General features: G+C 51.0%; 18 protein-coding genes and 1 tRNA gene. 14 read left to right on the forward strand and 5 right to left on the reverse strand.

Annotation, left to right across the window (positions count from 1 at the left end):
• Nucleotides 1-2: 2 nt before the first annotated feature.
• Nucleotides 3-1,256, forward strand: a complete 1,254-nt coding sequence (gene proA / locus AC6I8W_RS04370; protein ID WP_497838102.1) for a glutamate-5-semialdehyde dehydrogenase — start codon at nt 3-5, stop codon at nt 1,254-1,256.
• A gap of 152 nt (nt 1,257-1,408) precedes the next feature.
• Here the strand turns inward: proA and AC6I8W_RS04375 are convergent, their stop codons facing one another.
• A complete protein-coding gene (locus AC6I8W_RS04375; RefSeq protein WP_013508022.1) occupies nt 1,409-1,624 on the reverse strand; it encodes a YdgH/BhsA/McbA-like domain containing protein in 216 nt (71 codons plus the stop codon).
• 123 nt (nt 1,625-1,747) lie between these two features.
• Entirely contained in the window at nt 1,748-1,957 is a 210-nt protein-coding gene (locus AC6I8W_RS04380; RefSeq protein ID WP_013508023.1) for a YdgH/BhsA/McbA-like domain containing protein, read from the reverse strand.
• Between the two features lie 382 nt (nt 1,958-2,339).
• Between AC6I8W_RS04380 and AC6I8W_RS04385 the strand changes: the two genes are divergently transcribed.
• Nucleotides 2,340-2,415, forward strand: a tRNA-Thr gene (locus AC6I8W_RS04385).
• 46 nt (nt 2,416-2,461) lie between these two features.
• On the opposite strand, the gene AC6I8W_RS04390 is transcribed toward AC6I8W_RS04385, so the two are convergent.
• From AC6I8W_RS04390 to AC6I8W_RS04400, 3 genes are all read right to left on the reverse strand, one after another.
• Nucleotides 2,462-3,061, reverse strand: a complete 600-nt coding sequence (locus AC6I8W_RS04390; RefSeq protein WP_480368675.1) for a hypothetical protein — start codon at nt 3,059-3,061, stop codon at nt 2,462-2,464.
• A gap of 550 nt (nt 3,062-3,611) precedes the next feature.
• Complete coding sequence (locus tag AC6I8W_RS04395; protein ID WP_497837129.1) at nt 3,612-4,307, reverse strand: response regulator; 696 nt, start codon at nt 4,305-4,307, stop codon at nt 3,612-3,614.
• Complete coding sequence (locus AC6I8W_RS04400; RefSeq protein ID WP_497837130.1) at nt 4,297-5,934, reverse strand: ATP-binding protein; 1,638 nt, start codon at nt 5,932-5,934, stop codon at nt 4,297-4,299. Before AC6I8W_RS04400 ends, AC6I8W_RS04395 begins: the two co-directional genes overlap by 11 nt.
• A gap of 334 nt (nt 5,935-6,268) precedes the next feature.
• On the opposite strand from AC6I8W_RS04400, the gene AC6I8W_RS04405 reads away from it, so the two are divergent.
• From AC6I8W_RS04405 to AC6I8W_RS04460, 12 genes are all read left to right on the forward strand, one after another.
• Complete coding sequence (locus tag AC6I8W_RS04405; protein ID WP_480368680.1) at nt 6,269-7,627, forward strand: 2-hydroxycarboxylate transporter family protein; 1,359 nt, start codon at nt 6,269-6,271, stop codon at nt 7,625-7,627.
• A 22-nt stretch (nt 7,628-7,649) separates the two neighbouring features.
• Complete coding sequence (locus AC6I8W_RS04410; protein ID WP_497837131.1) at nt 7,650-8,513, forward strand: fumarylacetoacetate hydrolase family protein; 864 nt, start codon at nt 7,650-7,652, stop codon at nt 8,511-8,513.
• A gap of 15 nt (nt 8,514-8,528) precedes the next feature.
• Entirely contained in the window at nt 8,529-9,548 is a 1,020-nt protein-coding gene (gene citC / locus AC6I8W_RS04415; RefSeq protein WP_497837132.1) for a [citrate (pro-3S)-lyase] ligase, read from the forward strand.
• 17 nt (nt 9,549-9,565) lie between these two features.
• Nucleotides 9,566-9,859, forward strand: a complete 294-nt coding sequence (gene citD / locus AC6I8W_RS04420; protein ID WP_497837133.1) for a citrate lyase acyl carrier protein — start codon at nt 9,566-9,568, stop codon at nt 9,857-9,859.
• Nucleotides 9,856-10,731 (forward strand): citrate (pro-3S)-lyase subunit beta, encoded by an 876-nt coding sequence (gene citE / locus AC6I8W_RS04425; protein ID WP_480368690.1) that lies wholly within the window; start codon nt 9,856-9,858, stop codon nt 10,729-10,731. Before citD ends, citE begins: the two co-directional genes overlap by 4 nt.
• A gap of 10 nt (nt 10,732-10,741) precedes the next feature.
• Nucleotides 10,742-12,268, forward strand: a complete 1,527-nt coding sequence (citF, locus tag AC6I8W_RS04430) for a citrate lyase subunit alpha (RefSeq protein ID WP_497837134.1) — start codon at nt 10,742-10,744, stop codon at nt 12,266-12,268.
• Nucleotides 12,265-12,804 carry a citrate lyase holo-[acyl-carrier protein] synthase gene (gene citX, locus AC6I8W_RS04435; RefSeq protein ID WP_497837135.1) on the forward strand — a complete coding sequence of 180 codons (540 nt, stop codon included), beginning with the start codon at nt 12,265-12,267 and terminating at the stop codon, nt 12,802-12,804. Before citF ends, citX begins: the two co-directional genes overlap by 4 nt.
• A complete protein-coding gene (gene citG / locus AC6I8W_RS04440) occupies nt 12,782-13,612 on the forward strand; it encodes a triphosphoribosyl-dephospho-CoA synthase CitG (RefSeq protein ID WP_497837136.1) in 831 nt (276 codons plus the stop codon). The genes citX and citG overlap by 23 nt, the downstream gene beginning before the upstream one ends.
• A gap of 142 nt (nt 13,613-13,754) precedes the next feature.
• Nucleotides 13,755-14,219 (forward strand): DUF6130 family protein, encoded by a 465-nt coding sequence (locus AC6I8W_RS04445; protein WP_497837137.1) that lies wholly within the window; start codon nt 13,755-13,757, stop codon nt 14,217-14,219.
• A gap of 841 nt (nt 14,220-15,060) precedes the next feature.
• Nucleotides 15,061-16,038 (forward strand): glycosyltransferase family 2 protein, encoded by a 978-nt coding sequence (locus tag AC6I8W_RS04450; protein ID WP_497837138.1) that lies wholly within the window; start codon nt 15,061-15,063, stop codon nt 16,036-16,038.
• A 19-nt stretch (nt 16,039-16,057) separates the two neighbouring features.
• Nucleotides 16,058-17,365, forward strand: a complete 1,308-nt coding sequence (locus AC6I8W_RS04455; protein WP_497837139.1) for an oligosaccharide flippase family protein — start codon at nt 16,058-16,060, stop codon at nt 17,363-17,365.
• Nucleotides 17,362-18,357 (forward strand): glycosyltransferase family 2 protein, encoded by a 996-nt coding sequence (locus AC6I8W_RS04460; RefSeq protein ID WP_497837140.1) that lies wholly within the window; start codon nt 17,362-17,364, stop codon nt 18,355-18,357. Before AC6I8W_RS04455 ends, AC6I8W_RS04460 begins: the two co-directional genes overlap by 4 nt.
• Nucleotides 18,358-18,522 lie beyond the last annotated feature (165 nt).

Genomic DNA, 18,522 nt, shown 5'->3' on the forward strand with positions numbered 1-18,522 from the left:
TGATGTTAGAAGAAATGGGTAAAGCGGCGCGTGCGGCGTCGTACAAACTGGCGGAACTCTCCACTGCGGAAAAAAATCAGGTGCTGCTGACCATCGCCGATCGACTGGAAGCGGAAAGCGCGGATATTCTCGCTGCCAACGAACAGGATCTGGCCGATGCGCGCCAGAACGGCATGAGTGAAGCGTTACTGGACCGCCTGACACTCAACCCGCAGCGCCTGAAAGGCATTGCCGATGATGTGCGTCAGGTGTGCCGTCTGGCAGATCCGGTGGGGCAATTGATTGATGGTGGGCTGCTCGACAGCGGCCTGCGTATTGAACGTCGTCGCGTACCGCTCGGCGTGGTTGGGGTGATTTATGAAGCGCGTCCCAATGTGACGGTGGATGTCGCTTCACTGTGCCTGAAAACCGGTAATGCGGCGATTTTACGTGGCGGTAAAGAGACGTATCGTACCAACGCCGCGACGGTGCGGGTGATCCAGAATGCCCTGATGCAGCACGGCTTACCGGCTGGAGCGGTACAGGCAATTGAGAACCCGGATCGTGAACTGGTGAATCAACTGCTGAAGCTGGATCGCTATGTCGACATGCTAATCCCACGTGGTGGTGCTGGTCTGCATAAGCTGTGCCGTGAAAATTCCACCATCCCGGTGATCACCGGCGGGATTGGCGTGTGCCATCTGTATCTTGATGAAACCATGGAAACCGAGGCGGCGTTGACGGTGATCGTTAACGCTAAAAAACAGCGTCCGAGTGCCTGTAATTCACTGGAAACGCTGCTGATTCATCGTGACCAGGTGGAGCGTTTTCTGCCGATCTTCCTGCAACGTATGGCGGATGAGAAGATTGCACTGCACGCCGATGAGAACATTATTGGCCTGGTGCAGAACGGCCCGGCCAGTGTGGTTGCAGTGCAGACTGCCGAGTATGACGATGAATGGTTGTCGAACGATCTCAACATCAAGCTGGTGGATAATATCGATGAGGCTATCGATCATATCCGTGTACACGGCACGCAGCACTCCGATGGCATCCTGACGCGCAGCATTGGCAATGCCAACCGTTTCGTTAACCAGGTTGACTCTTCTGCGGTGTATGTCAACGCCAGCACCCGCTTTACCGACGGCGGCCAGTTTGGTCTTGGTGCGGAAGTGGCAGTCAGCACGCAAAAACTGCATGCGCGCGGGCCAATGGGGCTGGAAGCGCTAACCACCTATAAATGGATTGGTTGGGGCGACGATACGCCACGCGCTTGATGTTTATCAGACAAAAAAACAGGCACCTTTTTGGTGCCTTTTTTGTTGCTGATTCGTAGCGGCGCGATTTATCGCGCAGCGACTCCGTCTTCAGATGCGAAAAAGGCCGCCTTGCGGCGACCTCTTCCGGCACGTCCCTGTACGACCATCCGTTATTTGTACAGTTCTGCGGTCATGTGAACACGGTTATTGGTGTTCGCTTCGGTAATTTTGTACTGTGCACCCTGCTGAGCTGCTTGCGCGGCGATTTTCGCTTCTGCGCCGTCCAGGGTTGAAGAGGTCACAGAGATGCTCTGCGCGAAACTGGCTGCTGACATCAGAGAAAGAGCGGCGACAGCGGCGATTGACAGTGCTTTGATAGTTTTCATGGTCTTAATCCTTAATTTGTCTGGTTGGAAGGCTGTTTGCCTTCGATGAAAGTAATAATAACTATAGTTATCGTTTCGTGATTGATAATTAGTGCGATAACTGTGATCGTGCTAATTATTACCTTATTTAGTCAGTTCAGCTGACAGGTAAGCACCGTTGTCTACGCGTGCGCCGGTGATTTTGTAAGAGGCACCTGCCTGTTTGGCCTGAGCAGCGATTTTGGCTTCTGCACCGTCCAGGGTTGAGGCAGAAGCGGTGATGCTCTGTGCGAAGCTGCCGAAAGAAACCAGTGACAGGGCGGCAACTGCAACGAAAGTTTTGATAGATTTCATGGTCATTTCCTCAGAAGTTTGTTTAGTCGGTGAGGCGTTTTGCCTCGATGTGAGAGAGAATAGACCTGAAGAGTGGCGAGTAAAAGCTGAGGGATTTGCTGAAGTGATTCAAAAAAATTGAATTAAATGTGTGCAATGGATTCCACTTGCTGGGAGTCGTAGCGGCGCGATTTATCGCGCGGTTTTTAGGCCAACATTGGGGTTTAAACCTGCGCGATAAATCGCGCCGCTACGAACTGGTGAGTGTGGAACCTTGTTTTCTTTGTTTGCGATATGAACGGTTTTGTCAGGGAATGCTGATAAGTTCCACCTGCGGTGTGTTGGCCCTTGACTCGTTTGGCGGTTTTTTCTAAGTTATTGCCCCGTAGTTCCCCACCGCAATGCCGGTATAGCTCAGTTGGTAGAGCAGCGCATTCGTAATGCGAAGGTCGTAGGTTCGACTCCTATTACCGGCACCAGTTTTTTCAATTAGTTACGTCCATTTCCTGAAGAACCAGTGACGACTTAAGCAAATGCTGCCGCAACGTTTCTCAATTCAGAAAGTTGTTCAGGTTTTTCATTCTGCACAATATCTTCATTGATCTTAAGTATCACGGCTTTAATCACATCGGTATTCTTTTTAAGATGTTGCTTTTCCATGATCTCATTGAGTTCGTTAAGCTGCCAGTGGTTTATCTTTATCGAGATTCTTTTCGATGCTTTGGCTTTGGCTAAATCACCATTCAATAGTTTTGCTAAATCCTGCTGCTCATAACGTCCGGAGTTTAATGCATGAATATAATACAGGATTAACGCACGGCTGAAGCTATCATCCATGGCAGGATTTATTTTTTGTGATGCAACATTTAAAATATCCAGAAAATGCGCCGGAACCCTGACCTCTAAAGAGGATTTTATTTTATTGTATTCTTCTTTGATCTTCGGTGTCGATTGCGCTGGAATGCTGACGACGTCATTACAGTTATCACAAACTGCCGCTAAGATATTTTTAACTGTGCCACTTTTATCATTAAAATCGACATCGCGTAATAGATAAGTCGCCTGGCTTTTCCCACAGTTATGGCAAATAACCTGTCGTGTATCACCCTCTTTAACGATTCTCATCCTAACCTCTTCTGATTACTGATGAACGCTGATAAAGATAATATCGGGTTCAATAAAATAAAATTTCACGTACTAATAACAGCCATCTTTATACGGGCGGCATATGTGAACATGGATGGTACTGTCCTGATGATGGGGACTATAGCTGTATTGATCTCCTGATGTTCTCTGTATCAAAGAGGTTACATACTCTTCATCAATTTCCCCGACAGAAAACAGATTCTTTGTATCAATATTGGATCTTGCTTCATGGTCATAGGCTCCCTTTTTCAGGCAGGCTATTGCTTCATGTTTTATCTGTTTAAAACCCATTTTACAGTTCTTGTATTTTGTACGATTATTTACGTACAGTCAAATGCCACCGCACCTGGGAGAGTAGTTGCGTTGATTGTTGGAATTAACAGTATGATTTTTAGATGAAAATTTCTTTTCAGGTTGGATCGAAAGTATACGATGTTCTTTAATCACCGGGTATCTATGACGATTTAGTTTGAGATAAGCCGCGCAGAAATCCATATCCACACCGGCCACCGCACCCCAGATTACCCCATTATTCCCCCTCAACCCGCCGATACATCCTTCTCGGATGACCAATCTTGCCGTATTGCATCTCCACTGCCAGAAAACCCGCATCGACGCAGTGTTCCAGATAGCGGCGGGTGGTGGTCTTACTCAGTCCGGTTTCGCTCACCACCTCATCCACGGAAAAGCAACGTTGCGCGGCTTCAGCAAACATTTTTTGCACCAGCGCCAGCGTTTTTTCTTCAATGCCTTTACTGCCGTTATCCTGGCGATAATTTTTCGCCTGAAGTTGATAGAGCGAATCGACGTTTTGCTGATCGACAATCTTCCATACTCGCTGCTGTTCGGCAAACTGCACAAACCGCTCCAACGATTGGCTTAAACGCTTCCAGGAGACAGGTTTGAGAATATAGTCGAAAGCACCATTGCGGATCGCCTGGCTACAGGTGTCCATATCGCTGGCGGCAGTGATAAAAATCACCGAACAGTTGGCGTGCAGAACCAGTGGATCACTGATTAGCGTGATGCCTTTACCGTCCGGAAGATAATTGTCGAGCAGCACCAGCTTTGGCTGCTTGTTCTTCATTAACACCCGAGCTTCAGCGAGTGATGAGGCCATCCCTACCAGTCGTAAGCGCGGATGTTCACTGATCAGTTCGGCATGTAACTGTGCGAGAGTGTTTTCATCTTCAACAATCAATACGTCTATCAGGTCAGGTTGCATAGTACTGTTCTTCCAGCGTTGGAACGGGACGCGCCTGGTCGCCCATTTCAGGAATAAATAAGGAAAAAATCGTGCCGTGCGGGGCATTGTTGGAAACTTCAATCGACCCACCTACCTGCGTGACATAGCTGGCGATTAAATACAGGCCGATACCATGATCGCCACTGCGTTTGGTGGTTATCCCGCGTTCAAATATATGTTCACGAATGGTTGAATCGATACCGATACCCCGATCCGCGACCTCGATAATGAGCTCCCGATCGTTGAGCAGGATCAGGACCTCCACTGGTTCGTGTGGGTGAGGGGAACGCTGTGTGGCCTCGATGGCGTTATCCAGCAAATTGCCAATGATTGAGATCAGTTCAGCTTCCCCCAGCGTGCGACAGGGGCGCACCATCTCGCAGAGCGGATCAAACACCAGCTCGACACCTTTTTCACGTGCGCGTGCGGCTTTGCCTAACAGCAAGCCGCATAGTGTCGGCGAGCGAAAGCGTGCAGAGATAAAGTCCAGCAGCTCCTGCGCATGTTCTGACTGGGCCTGGATATAGCGCACCGCTTCGTCGTAATGGCCCATATGCAATAGCCCGGAGAGTGTGGTCATCCGGTTCAATTGTTCATGGCGCATAATGCGCAGGTTATCGACATAGCGTTTGACCTGACTAAGTTGCGCGCTGAGGCTATCGATCTCGTTGCGGTCACGAAAAGTGATGACCCACCCCTGCAATTCATCCTCCAGCATAATCCGTACCCGGCTGGCGATCACCGTTAACTGATTGAAACGACAGATTTCATCGTGAGTATCATTTTCCAGTATCACTTCGCGGGTGAAAAATGGCACCGGGGCAATCACCTCACCGATGGGATGTCCACGCAACATACGTGTTGGCTGGCTCAGCCCCAACAGTTTACGTGCCGCCTGGTTGATTACCTCAATGCGTAGTTCATTGTCGACTGCAATCACCCCTTCATAAATGGACTCCATCATCGCTTTCTGCTGGCGCACCAGCAGACCAATTTCCCGTGGTTCCAGCGAGAAGATCTGTTTTTTAATCCCGCGCGTGAAAAACCAGGAAAAAATGAACAGGGCGGCCAGCAGCAACACGGCGACGATAAAGATATTGATCACTTTACTCAGGGTAATGGTGTCGAGGTAGCTGGTGAGATAACCCACCGAGATAATGCCGATTACCTGATGGTTATCGTCAAATACTGGTGCCTTACTGCGTAAGGAAATGCCCAGTCCACCTTTGCGAATGGTGGTGGTGGTGGTTCCCCGTAATACCGCATCGTTGTCACCACCAATCAGCTTTTTGCCGACCACATCGCCATGCGCCGAATGAAATAGATGAATCCCTTTACTATCCCCCACCACAATAAAGCTGGCGTCGCTATGCAAGACCACCTGATGCATAAACTGATTAATCGCCGGAATATCTTTTTCTGCGACCGCTTTACGCAAATTCGGAATGATGGCGATCTCTTCCGCCTGTATTTTTGCTCTGGTGCTCATTTCCTGGTAAAGCTGGCGGCTAACATCCTGGTAATAATAAATGCCGAGCAAAACAAACAGGCCGGAGAAGAACAGCACCAAAGAAATAAAAAGTTTGATTTGGAAGGATAGCTTCATAACGGCACGCACCACAGCCCGCAAAGCGCCAATGTACCATTTTTTATCATCATCGTGTGTGGTTTACTGGAAACTTGTGATCCCTTGCACAGCAAGAGTTGGCGCAAAAAATGATATGTTAAATACTCATTTTTGGAAATGTTATTAACTTGTACCTCTGGATATAAAAACCATTAAAACCACGCAAATAATTAAGGTGTAAATCACAGAAAATAAAAGAAACCATAAAAACCATAGATACCATTAAAACTCCGGTTTTATTATGCTTTTCCTCACATAACCTGCGTGATTAGCCCTTTACCCTAAAGGCACAAAATAACTAAGGGGCTTAATTATGAGCACAACTGACGATTCGTTTTCTGTTACCTCGGAATCACTGGCGATTCAAAAAAAATCACTCAAGGACCGATGGTGGCATATTATGGATACCTGGAAAATCGGGATCATTCCATTGCCATTATTCCTGTTGGCTGGTGCGTTAATTGCTATCGATTGTTTCGGCGGTAAATTACCCAGCGATATTGTGGTGATGGTCGCGACACTGGCGTTCTTCGGTTTTGCCTGTGGCGAGTTTGGTAAACGTCTGCCGATTGTAGGCAAACTGGGTGCCGCCGCGATTTGCGCCACCTTTATCCCGTCAGCGATGGTCTATTATGGCCTGCTGCCTGACGTGGTGGTGGAATCCACCACTAAATTCTACAAATCCACCAACATCCTTTATCTGTATATCTGCTGCATTATTGTTGGCAGCATCATGAGTATGAACCGCACCACCCTGATTCAGGGTTTTCTGCGTATTTTCTTCCCGATGTTATGCGGTGAAATCGTCGGCATGCTGGTCGGCATGGGTGTTGGCCTGATGCTTGGCATGGAACCGTTCCAGATCTTCTTCTTTATCATTCTGCCCATCATGGCCGGTGGCGTTGGCGAAGGCGCGATTCCGCTATCCATTGGTTACGCCACGCTGCTGCATATGGATCAGGGCGTCGCACTGGGTCGCGTATTGCCGATGGTAATGCTGGGTGGCCTGACCGCGATCATCATCTCGGGATGCCTGAATCAGCTCGGTAAGCGTTTCCCGCATTTAACCGGGGAAGGCCAACTGATGCCGAACCGCAGCAATGGCGACACCAAAGCACCGGAAGCGGCGCCAGGTAAAACCGATGTGACCACCATCGCCGCAGGTGCGCTGCTGGCGGTGCTGCTGTACATGATCGGTATGCTCGGCCACAAACTGATTGGCCTGCCTGCGCCGGTTGGCATGCTGTTTGTCGCGGTACTGATCAAGCTGGCACATGGTGTTTCGCCGCGCCTGCTGGAGGGGTCCCAGGTGGTGTACAAATTCTTCCAGACCTCGGTTACCTATCCCATCCTGTTTGCCGTAGGTGTAGCCATTACGCCGTGGGAGGAACTGGTGCACGCGTTCACCATCAATAACTTGCTGGTGATCGTCAGTACCGTTTCAGCGCTAGTCGCTACCGGCTTCTTTGTGGGTAAAAAGATCGGTATGCATCCCATCGATGTCGCCATCGTCTCCTGCTGCCAGAGCGGTCAGGGTGGCACCGGGGATGTTGCCATCCTCACGGCGGGTAACCGCATGAGCCTGATGCCATTCGCCCAGATTGCGACCCGAATTGGCGGCGCGATCAACGTGTCGGTATCACTGCTCATTCTCGGCAATTTCCTCGTCTGATTGATGTATTACAGGAACGAATATGAAACTTGCAAGCTTTGTCCATCAGGGAAAGCGTAGCTACGGCATCGTCAGGGATAACGGTGTGATCGATCTCGGTCACCGTCTTGGCGACCGCTACGCAGATTTAAAATCGTTGCTCGCCGCCAACGCGCTGCACGAGGCACAGCAACTGAGTGGTGAAACACCGGATCTGCGTTTTGATGATCTCACCTTGTTACCGGTGATTGAGAACCCAGGAAAAATTCTCTGCGTGGGCATGAACTACGCCGAAAAACGCAAAGAGTTCGATCAGCACAACCCGGCACCCACGCTATTTGTGCGTTTTGCCGACTCGCAAACCGGCCATAACACGCCAGTTCTGAAACCGCGTCACTCCAGCGAGTTTGATTACGAAGGCGAACTGGCGGTGATCATCGGTCAAAGCGGCGAGGATATCGCACGCGAGGATGCGCTGAACCACGTGGCGGGCTACAGCTGTTATATGGATGGTTCAGCGCGTGACTGGCAGCACACTTGGTTTACCGCCGGAAAAAACTGGCGGCAGACCGGCGCTTTTGGCCCGTGGATGACCACCGCCGATGAAATTCCGGACCCGCACCGATTGGCGATTCGTACCTGGCTGAATGGCCGCATGGTACAGGATGACAACACCGCCAGCATGATCCACAAAGTCGCTGAATTGATCGAGTACATCAGCACCTTTACCAGCCTGCATGCCGGTGACGTCATCATTACCGGCTCGCCGGGCGGCGTGGGTAAGAAACGCAATCCGCCGTTGTTTATGCAGGCAGGCGATCGCATTGAAGTGGAGATCGAAAATATTGGTCATCTCAGCAATGTGATTATCGATGCGCCAGCTCATGTGCTGACGACGACGCACTAAGGCGCAGCCAAGATTATGCAACCACGACCCTCCATCGACTTCCGCATCGCGGAAGTCAGCGGTAATACCCGGCGGCGCGAGACTATCCGCGCGCTGCTGGCGGATAGCGGATTAGGCATGGACAGCGATATCACCACCTTTGTTGAAGCCTGGTCGGATGATCGACTGGTGGGCTGTGCCGGTCTTGCCGCTAACGTCATCAAATGCGTCGCCATTGATGAGCAGTGGCGCGGCGAAAATCTCAGTGCACAGCTGCTGGCCGAGGTAGAGCATCTGGCGCTGGCACGCGGACATTTCCACTTGTTCCTCTGTACCCGCCCCTGCAACCGGGAACGGTTCCAGCGCAACGGCTTCTGGCCGGTGGTACAGAGCGGGGAGAACGCCATCCTGTTGGAAAACACCCCTTCAGGCATTCAGCGCTACTGCCGTTCATTGCAGGCCAGCCGTGTTGCCGGGCAACGTATTGGCGCGATTGTGATGAACGCCAATCCCTTCACGCTGGGACATCGTTATCTGGTGGAGCAGGCGGCGGCACGCTGCGACTGGCTGCACCTGTTTGTGGTCAGTGAAGACGCCTCGTTCTTCCCCTTTAGTGCGCGCTGGAAAATGGTGCAGAGCGGCGTTGCCCACCTGCCCAATATCACCTTGCATGAAGGTTCTCAATACATTATCTCACGCGCCACCTTTCCGGCCTATTTCCTGAAAGAGACCGGCAAGGTGCAGCAGGCATGGAGTGAAATCGACCTGCTGCTGTTCCGCAACCATATCGCTCCGGCGCTGGGCATTACCCATCGTTTTATCGGCAGCGAACCTTTTTGCGAGATCACCCGCCAGTATAACCACAGCATGCATCAGCTGCTGACTGGCGCGGTGGAAGTGGTGGAAATCCCTCGTATTAAAGCCGCTGGCCATGCCATTTCGGCCTCGGAAGTGCGGCGCTTACTGAAAACACACCAGTTTTCCCGTATTCGGGAAATTGTACCGGATACCACTTTTGCGCATCTTGCATCTCATTACAGCGCGGAAGTTGCTTAAAAATCAGGAATATAAATATGAAAATTGTAAGGGAGGCGCTGGCAGGAACCATGGAGTCCAGTGACCTGATGGTAAAAATAGCCCCCACCGGGGGCGACCTTGAAGTGGTGATTCACAGCGAGGTGATCAAGCAGTTCGGCGATCAGATCCGCCAGGTTGTACATGCCACGTTGCGTGATATGCAGGTCCATCAGGGCTTGATCATCATCGAAGACAAAGGTGCGCTGGATTGCGTGATCCGCGCCCGTCTGCAAAGCGCCGTACTGCGCGCCGCAGAAGAGGTGGAGATTGATTGGGGGAAACTGTTATGAGGAAACTGCGACGTAGCATGCTGTTCCTGCCTGGAGCCAATGCGGCCATGCTCTCCACTGCCTTTATTTACCGACCCGATTCGATCATGTTCGATCTGGAAGACGCGGTAGCACTCAGGGAAAAAGATACTGCGCGTTTGCTGGTGTTCCATGCCTTGCAGCACCCGATGTACCAGGACATTGAAACTGTGGTGCGCATCAACCCGCTGAACACGCCGTTTGGTTTACCGGATCTGGAGGCGGTGGTGCGCGCGGGTGTTGATGTAGTGCGTTTGCCGAAAACCGATACCCCGGAAGATATCTACGAGCTGGAACGTCATCTGGAACGAATTGAACTGGCCTGTGGGCGTGAAGTGGGATCCACACGCGTCATGGCAGCAATTGAATCCGCGATTGGGGTGATTAACGCCGTTGCCATCGCGCGTAGCTCCCAGCGTTTGATCGGTATCGCGCTGGCGGCGTTCGATTATGTGATGGATATGCAAACCGAACGTGGCGATGGTACCGAGTTGTTCTATGCCCGCTGCGCCGTGCTGCACGCCGCTCGTGCCGCAGGCATCGATGCTTTTGATGTGGTGTGGTCAGACGTGAACGATGAAGCCGGTTTCCTGCGTGAAGTCGAACTGATCCGCAAAATGGGTTTTAACGGTAAGTCGCTGATTAACCCGCGTCAGATTGATCTACTGCATAACGCTTATGCGCCCACTCAACAGGAAGTGGATCACGCACAACGCGTGATCGAAGCGGCAGAAGAGGGGGAGCGTAATGGCCTTGGTGTGGTTTCGCTGAACGGCAAAATGATCGACGCCCCGATTATTAATCACGCGCAGATGGTGCTGGAGCGAGCGGCGGCATCCGGCGTGCGGCGTTAAGGAAAAAATCATGAATCAGACAGAACTTCTTCACGTTAATTTCCCGCATCTGCGTGAGTTAAAACCTTTTGAAAGCGCCCATGACGCCACGCCATGGTTGGCAGATATTCATGCCAAACACACGCGTAAATTGTGCGCCTCGCTGGAAGACGCCATCGCGCGTAGTGGCTTGCAGGATGGCATGACCATCTCTTTCCACCATGCGTTCCGCGAAGGCGACCAGGTGATCAACCATGTGGTAGCGACGCTGGCACGGCTCGGATTTAAAAATCTGACACTGGCCTCCAGCTCGCTGATGACCTGCAACGATGCCTTGATCGAGCATATTCAGAGCGGCGTGATCACCCGGATCTATACCTCCGGCATGCGTGGCAAACTGGCTGAAGCGATTTCTCATGGACTGATGCAGGAACCCGTACAGATCCACTCCCACGGCGGTCGGGTGAAACTGTTGCAGGATGGCGAACTCAATATTGATGTCGCGTTTCTCGGCGTGCCGTGCAGCGATGAGTTTGGCAATGCCAATGGTACTCAAGGGCGATCCGCGTGCGGTTCGCTCGGTTACGCGATGGTCGATGCCCGTTTCGCCAAAAAAGTGGTGCTGCTGACCGAGGAACTGGTGCCGTTCCCCAATATGCCCGCCAGTCTTGGGCAGGAGCAGGTGGATCTGATCGTCCAGGTCGCCAGCGTGGGGGATCCGGCGAAAATCAGTGTTGGGGCGGCGCGCGTCACCAGCAATCCACGTGAGCTGATGATCGCCCGCTATGCCGCTGATGTGATTGAACATTCCGGCTATTTCCGCGCAGGTTTTTCGATGCAGACCGGTTCGGGTGCAGCAGCCACGGCGGCCACCCGTTACATGGAAGAAAAAATGGCGCGCCACGGTGTCAAAGCGCGTTTTGCTCTCGGAGGCATCACCGGTAGCCTGGTCGATCTGCACGAAAAAGGGTTGATCGAAAAATTACTCGATACTCAGTGCTTCGACAGCGAAGCGGCGGCATCGCTGCGCCGCAACCCAAACCATGTGGAGATCTCCACCGACGTATATGCTAATCCCGGCGGTAAAGCGGCCAGTTGCGATCAATTGGATGTGGTGATCCTCAGCGCGCTGGAAATTGACGTTGATTTCAACGTAAACGTTATTACCGGATCCGATGGCGTGATGCGCGGTGCCTCCGGTGGCCACTGCGACGTTGCCGCCGCCGCCAATCTGACGATTGTGGTCGCGCCACTGCTGCGCAGCCGCATTCCTACGGTGGTAAAACGCGTCACTACCCGACTGACACCGGGAGAGAGCATTGATGTGCTGGTGACGGATCACGGCATCGCGGTGAACCCGGCACGCCCGGAAATTCGCGAGCGCTTGTTGGCCGCGGGGTTGAAGGTGGTCGATATCACGGCGCTGTATCAGCGCGCGGTCTCGCTGACCGGTGAACCTAAACCAATCGCTTTTACCGACCGTATTGTCGGGGTGATCCGCTATCGTGACGGCAGCGTAATTGACGTTGTCCGCCAGGTTAAGGAGGAAAATCTATGACCATCATGACGCCCGTGCGAGCGGGCGTCAGTCTTGCAGCGCTGCTGGCGGCGAAAGAGGCTCGCGCGGCGCGTCAGGCTGACTGGCTCACTCGCTATCAACAACCGATTATTTCCCTGACGCTGGTGACACCGGGGGCGGTGAAGGACAGCATCCGCTACCGCAACACCATGGGTGTGGCCTTGCAGGCCTGCGACCAACTGCTGTGGCAGCATCGCTGGCCGGTGCTGGCTCACCAGGTTCTGTGGCTGGAGACGGGTCCGGAAGCGTTGTGGTGTGTGGAGCATCCGGCAGTGGAAATCAAGGCGCAGTGCGTCGATCTGGAACAAACTTTCCCTCTCGGCAGGCTGTGGGATTTTGACGTGTTTTGTCCACAGCAGGGGCAGGTTGGGCGGCACTCGCTGGATTTGCACACCCGCCGTTGTCTGATATGCGACCAACCGGCGCATGGTTGCGCGCGTTCGCGCCGCCATCCGCTGGAAGAGGTGGTCGCGCGCGTGGAGCACATGATTGATGGCTGGTTTGCTCGCGATTAACGCTCCAGAGCCTGACGTGCCCGGTCTTGCGGCACAGGCGTTGCGTCTGGAGCTGGATTTAACCCCAAAACCGGGGTTAGTGGATCGTGCCAATAACGGTTCGCACCAGGATATGGATCATGCCCTGCTGCTAACCAGCATTGCGGCCATCACGCCGTGGCTGGACGTTTTTGCCCGCACCGGATTCGAACATGCACAGCAACCTGCCGCTGAGCAGCTGCGCCTGCTACGTCCGGCTGGCATTGCCTGCGAGCAGGCGATGTTCGCCGCCACTGGAGGGGTGAATACCCACAAAGGCGGCATTTTCTCCCTTGGATTACTGTGCTTTGCCGCCGGGCGTTTACAGGGACAGGGGCGCAGGGTGAGCGCTGATACCCTGTGTCGTCAGGTCAGTGAGATATGTCGCGGGCTGGTGGCGCGGGAACTGGTTAACCGCAAAACCTGTTGCACTGCCGGGGAACGGCAGTTCCGTGAGTATGGCCTGACAGGGGCGCGTGGCGAGGTCGAGAGCGGCTTTGCCACGGTCCGCCGTGCGGTGCTGCCATTCTGGCATCAGGAGCAGGGCGAACGGCAATTACAGCATGCCTTACTGCGCCTGATGGCGTCGAATCCGGATAGCAATCTGCTGTCGCGGGGGGGCAGGGCAGGGCTGTGTTATGTCCAGGATTATGCGGTATCCCTGCTGGCAACCGGTTGGGATAACAGCGCGTTGCGTCAGATGGATCAGGCCTTGATGGCACGGCGTTTAAGCCCAGGGGGCAGTGCCGATCTGCTGGCGGTCGCCTGGGTACTGGCGGCGCTCGGCTAGCCGTGGTTTTTGGTTTCCCTCTGTATCTGGCATTGCGGGGGTTACAAAGCAATACATAACGCGTCATCGCCCAAATAAACCCGATACATCAGCGTGGTCTCCTGTGTCTGTTGTTATTTACCCACTCACAGGAGCAACCATTATGCTACGTAAACTGATCCTCATTTCACCGATTTTGTTCTCATCCGCTACCTGCGCCTGGGCCGCCGAGCTGGGCGGCCTTAGTGCGGGAGATGTGCTGGGTCCGGCCGCTGTTGCACCGCTGGAAAAACCGCAGCCGCCAGCCAGGCTTATCGTTGATGCTCCACTCGCTGGGCCATTACGCAAGGGCGCGGTATTTATTCAGTACCGAGCTGAGAACCTGCGTATCGAGCCGGTATTTGGCCCTGAGGCGTTAAAAGTCACGCCGCGTATCGGCCATATCCACGTCATTGTTGACGATAATCCCTGGCATTGGGCCGACGCCAGCGGTGAACCGGTGATCCTGGTGGGCCTGGCGGCAGGCAAGCACAAAGTGACCATCATCCTTGCTGATCCTACCCATAAACCGCTGGACAGCAAAACCGTGGAATTTACCGTGCCCGAGCACGTTACCGCGCAGCATTAACCGATTGTTGAAGGAAGCGCGAGTATAAGAGGTACGGTTGAGAGTGAAATAAATGTGACGGTGATAAATCCATAGCAGAAATATTTTGGCACATCACCTTACATTACCTTCACTTTATTCCTGGTCTGGCGGAGGTCTGCGCTAATCAATCCGCATATTCTTAATTCATGCTGGCTAATCTATTTCGCAATATCGCGGGATGACGAGCGATGCGGAAATTCCGGTTTGATATAGCAAACATTGACCTTATAACCGTGCCCGGTAAGATTGTCGAAGGAATTTTTGAAACAGATCGCATTTATGAGGCCCATGGCCTGTTGCAGCGCGGTCGCGATGTCCGCGCTGAATTAGCGCCCTTGCATTTATCGAGGATATTTAACCGCTTCGAAGTAATAAAAATGCAGGACATACAGCAAGAACATTAATGTCGTGTCCCTCAATGAAAAGGCCCATTTTTAGATATACCTTTTCATCCCGGCATGGCAATTCAAGTAACTGAAATTCAACTGAACTCGAATGAGTGCAGCGTGGTTGCTTTTACCAAAAAAAGTGAATTAAACCCTGTCAGTTAACTGGTGACTGTAAGCCAGGGCGGTAGCCTGTGTTTTTATTCCCCTCTCTCAATATTTAAATTGTCCTGTTTATATGGCGTAATTCTTAATTTAGCCATTTTTATATCATCCTTTATTTTCTCCATTTTTTGCCTGAGGGAATTCCGAAATAAAATAGGAATAAATCATAAGGTGGATGCAAGCATCATGAAAATATCAATTTACTGTAGCGTTGCGATTTATCGCGCAGGCTGCACGCCATTTATACGGTTCACTGCTTAAGAGGTCACATGCTAAATCCTTTAAACGACGTGTTATTCAGCGTCATCGTACCGGTATATAACGCCGCAGCGTATCTGGAGAGGTGCATTGATAGCTTGCTACAGCAGGATGAGCCGCGCTTTGAAGTGATTTTTATTAACGATGGTTCGACTGACCACTCGCTGTCGTTGCTGCAAAATTTTGCACACTATCCGCATTTTCATATTATCAATAAAGCCAATGGTGGCGTCTCGTCGGCCCGCAATCAGGGGATACGCGCTTCACGGGGGAAATTTCTCTGCTTTCTGGATGCCGACGATTTTCTGCCAACCACCGCTTTTTCAACCTGGCTGCGTCTGATGCAGCAAAACGTTTGTATGGTTGTGGGACAGTCGCAGCATTTTACCCCGCAGGGGCAGCCGCTGGATTTTCCTGTGGCATCAGATCAAGCCCACTCGATGACAGTATCTGTTGCGATTAACGAACTGCTCTACTTTACTCCGCGTCACGGTATTTGCGACAAGGTATTTCGCGGTGACGTGATTCGCCAGCACCATCTGCGTTTCAATGAAGAGATTTATAATTTTGAAGATCTGCTATTTGTGATCAACTATCTCTGGCTACAACAAAATCGTCAGGTGGTATTCTCCAGTGCGGTAGTTTATCACTACGTTAAATCTACCAATTCTGCGACAAGATCGTCATTACAGGAAAAACATTTTTCGTTTGTTCGCTCATTTAGCAACATGAAAGCGTTTTTGTCGGCGCAGCATCGTCGCTGTTATTACCATCTCTATCTGAAAGTGGCCTCATCCTATATCTATAAAGCGATACATAGTGAGGGGTTTAGCCGCGATTTTATTGATGATTATATTGTGCTCTATCGGAAGTGTTTTAGAACTTATTTCTCATCGGGGCTGATGATTAATGGCTGGAGTCTGTACTTTACGCTGTTTTTTCTTAGCCCTCGTCTGGTTTCGCGTCTGCGTAAGTTGGCACGGAAATAATTTCTCCTGAGGTTGTGTTGTGAAAGATAAATTAAAAAACTCGCTGTGGATGATTGCTGAAAAACTGATTGCGGTATTGGGCCTGATTTTCGTAACTTCCTATGTGGCGAAATACGTCGGACCCACTACTTTCGGCATTATCTCCCTGTCCATGCTGGTGTTTCAGTTTGTACAAACCCTCGCCCAGATGGGGAGTGATGTGATTTTGTTGAAACGTATCTCACAGAAGCGGAATTCCGGTATCAGGTTAATGATGTCGACCTTTTTCCTGGTGCTGGTGTTGTATGCGCTATTGTCATCGGTGGGTTTGTTGGTGATGCAGGAAGAACTGAGTTCGGATGCGCTGGTGTTTATTGGGGCAGCCGCAATTGCTTGTCTGTTCTCCGCCCTTGATCTGGTGAACGTCTATAACGAAGCCATGTTGAATGCGCGGTTAAATGTAATTGCCAATCTTATCGGTCTGGTCATCAGCCTGACGGTACGTTTCTTAATTTCGTATTTTTCCCTCGATGCTAAATATCTGGCGATTCCTATCGTATTGGCAACGTTGATTCCGTTTGTGATTAAAACCAGCTGGTTTTTTCTGGTTGAGCAACGGATGCCGTTACCCGCTATCAGGCAGTTCAAAAAATACTCACGTTATATGGTGGCATCGGGAATTTCGCTGATTTTATCCGTGGTGGCCGTCGCACTGTATACACGGGTCAATCAGGTCAGCGTCTCTTATTTTCTCGGGGTGAAAGAGGCGGGTATTTTCTCGGTTGCACTGACGTTATCCACTGCCTGGGTGTTTTTACCCAGTGCCTTGCTGGCATCGTTTTATCCCTCATTTTTTGCCGAGCGCGATCCTGAGCAGGCCATCGTTAAAGCCCAGAAACTGCATTTGTTGGTGATTGGTGTTTCCGCCGGGGTGATCCTGGCTATCTGGCTGCTCTCAGGCTGGTTTATTCGAGACTTTTACGGCGAAGCCTGGCTGGATGCTATTGCGCCAACGGTATTCCTCAGTTTTGGTGCCATGTGTGCAGTGTTAAGTAGCGTCATGGACCGCTTCATTATTAAGTACAACGGTTATCGTTATTTGGTGAAAAAAACCTTCGCAGTCTTATTAATCTGTGTAGCGTCATCGATCTTACTGGTGCCGCATTTCGGTCTGACGGGTGCCGCAATCAGCGTGGTATTGACCGAGTTTTTATCGTTTACGCTGCTTAATTATTTTTTTTCTGCGCAACCTGTCATGCGCATTCATCTCATTTTTATCAATCCCAGGAAACTATGGCTGTTATTTAACAATATCAAAACCTCAGACAGTAAAGAGAGTTTATCATGAACGAAAAACCACTATTCAGTGTTATTATCCCCGCCTTTAATGCCCAAAAAACCCTTAAACGAACTCTTCTGAGCGTGCTAAACCAGACATACAGGAATTATGAAATTATCGTCGTTGATGATGGTAGCCGTGATTTAACACCCAAAATACTTGAAGAATTCATCGACTATCCACAGATTATTGTGATTTATCAAATGAATGCGGGCGTCAGTGCGGCGAGAAATAGCGCCCTGCAATTGTGTCGTGGGGAGTATGTGTTATTTCTTGATGCCGATGATTGGGTTGACAATAACTTCCTGATGGTATTTAGACAGAACCTCAGTGCCTGGCCCGCGCAAACTATCGATCTGATGGTGGGGAACCTGAATGATGATCGCGTGGGTAAAATCATGCAGGCGGGTTTTTTCGATCTGGAAGATATCCCTTTTGTACTTGGGGAACTGGAAATGAGTGATAATATTGGTTATCTGCATAACAAATGTTATCGCCGACAAATGATGGAAGATATGGGGCTGCGTTTTATTGAGGGCGTCTCAATGAGCGAAGACTTATTGTTCAATCTTAAATGTTTTAGTTGCGTCAGTAACTTCCTGGTAATGCCAGGCAGTGCCTACCATTATGAAGATGTGGCAGGATCGCTCTCCAAACGTAAGTCCAATTATACTGAGCTGAAGGTGAGGAAAAAATCGCTGACGGCCTTGTATGATGCGATTGTAGAAAAATATAAGGAAAGCGACCTCGACTATTTCCTGAAAGGTATTTCCAAACGTGTTCTGGCACTGGATATGCAAATTGTCACTGCCATGTATCACTCATCTTTTTCACCTGGTGATATTGCTCAGGAGATTAATGAAATCAAGCGGGGACGCTATTCCAAAGGGATTTTTATTCTGCTGAACAAAAATGAAAAGATGAAATATGTGATCATGAATTTGAATACTATCACAGCGTACTATTTTCTTTATGCGCTCTACAGGATGCGGGCATTCTGACAATCGGTGTCCCTCAACGTAGCGGCGCGATTTATCGCGCGCGTTGCAGGAAAAATCCGCGCGATAAATCGCGCCGCTACGGAGTTCTTTCTTGCACTCTCTCCGCGTCTCAGGTCAAATAGCGCCCAGGCAAACGGTTGCGTGCGTATATCGTGCATTTATTGA

This window comes from Pantoea sp. X-Soil-TKNS-1211 (assembly GCF_059730495.1).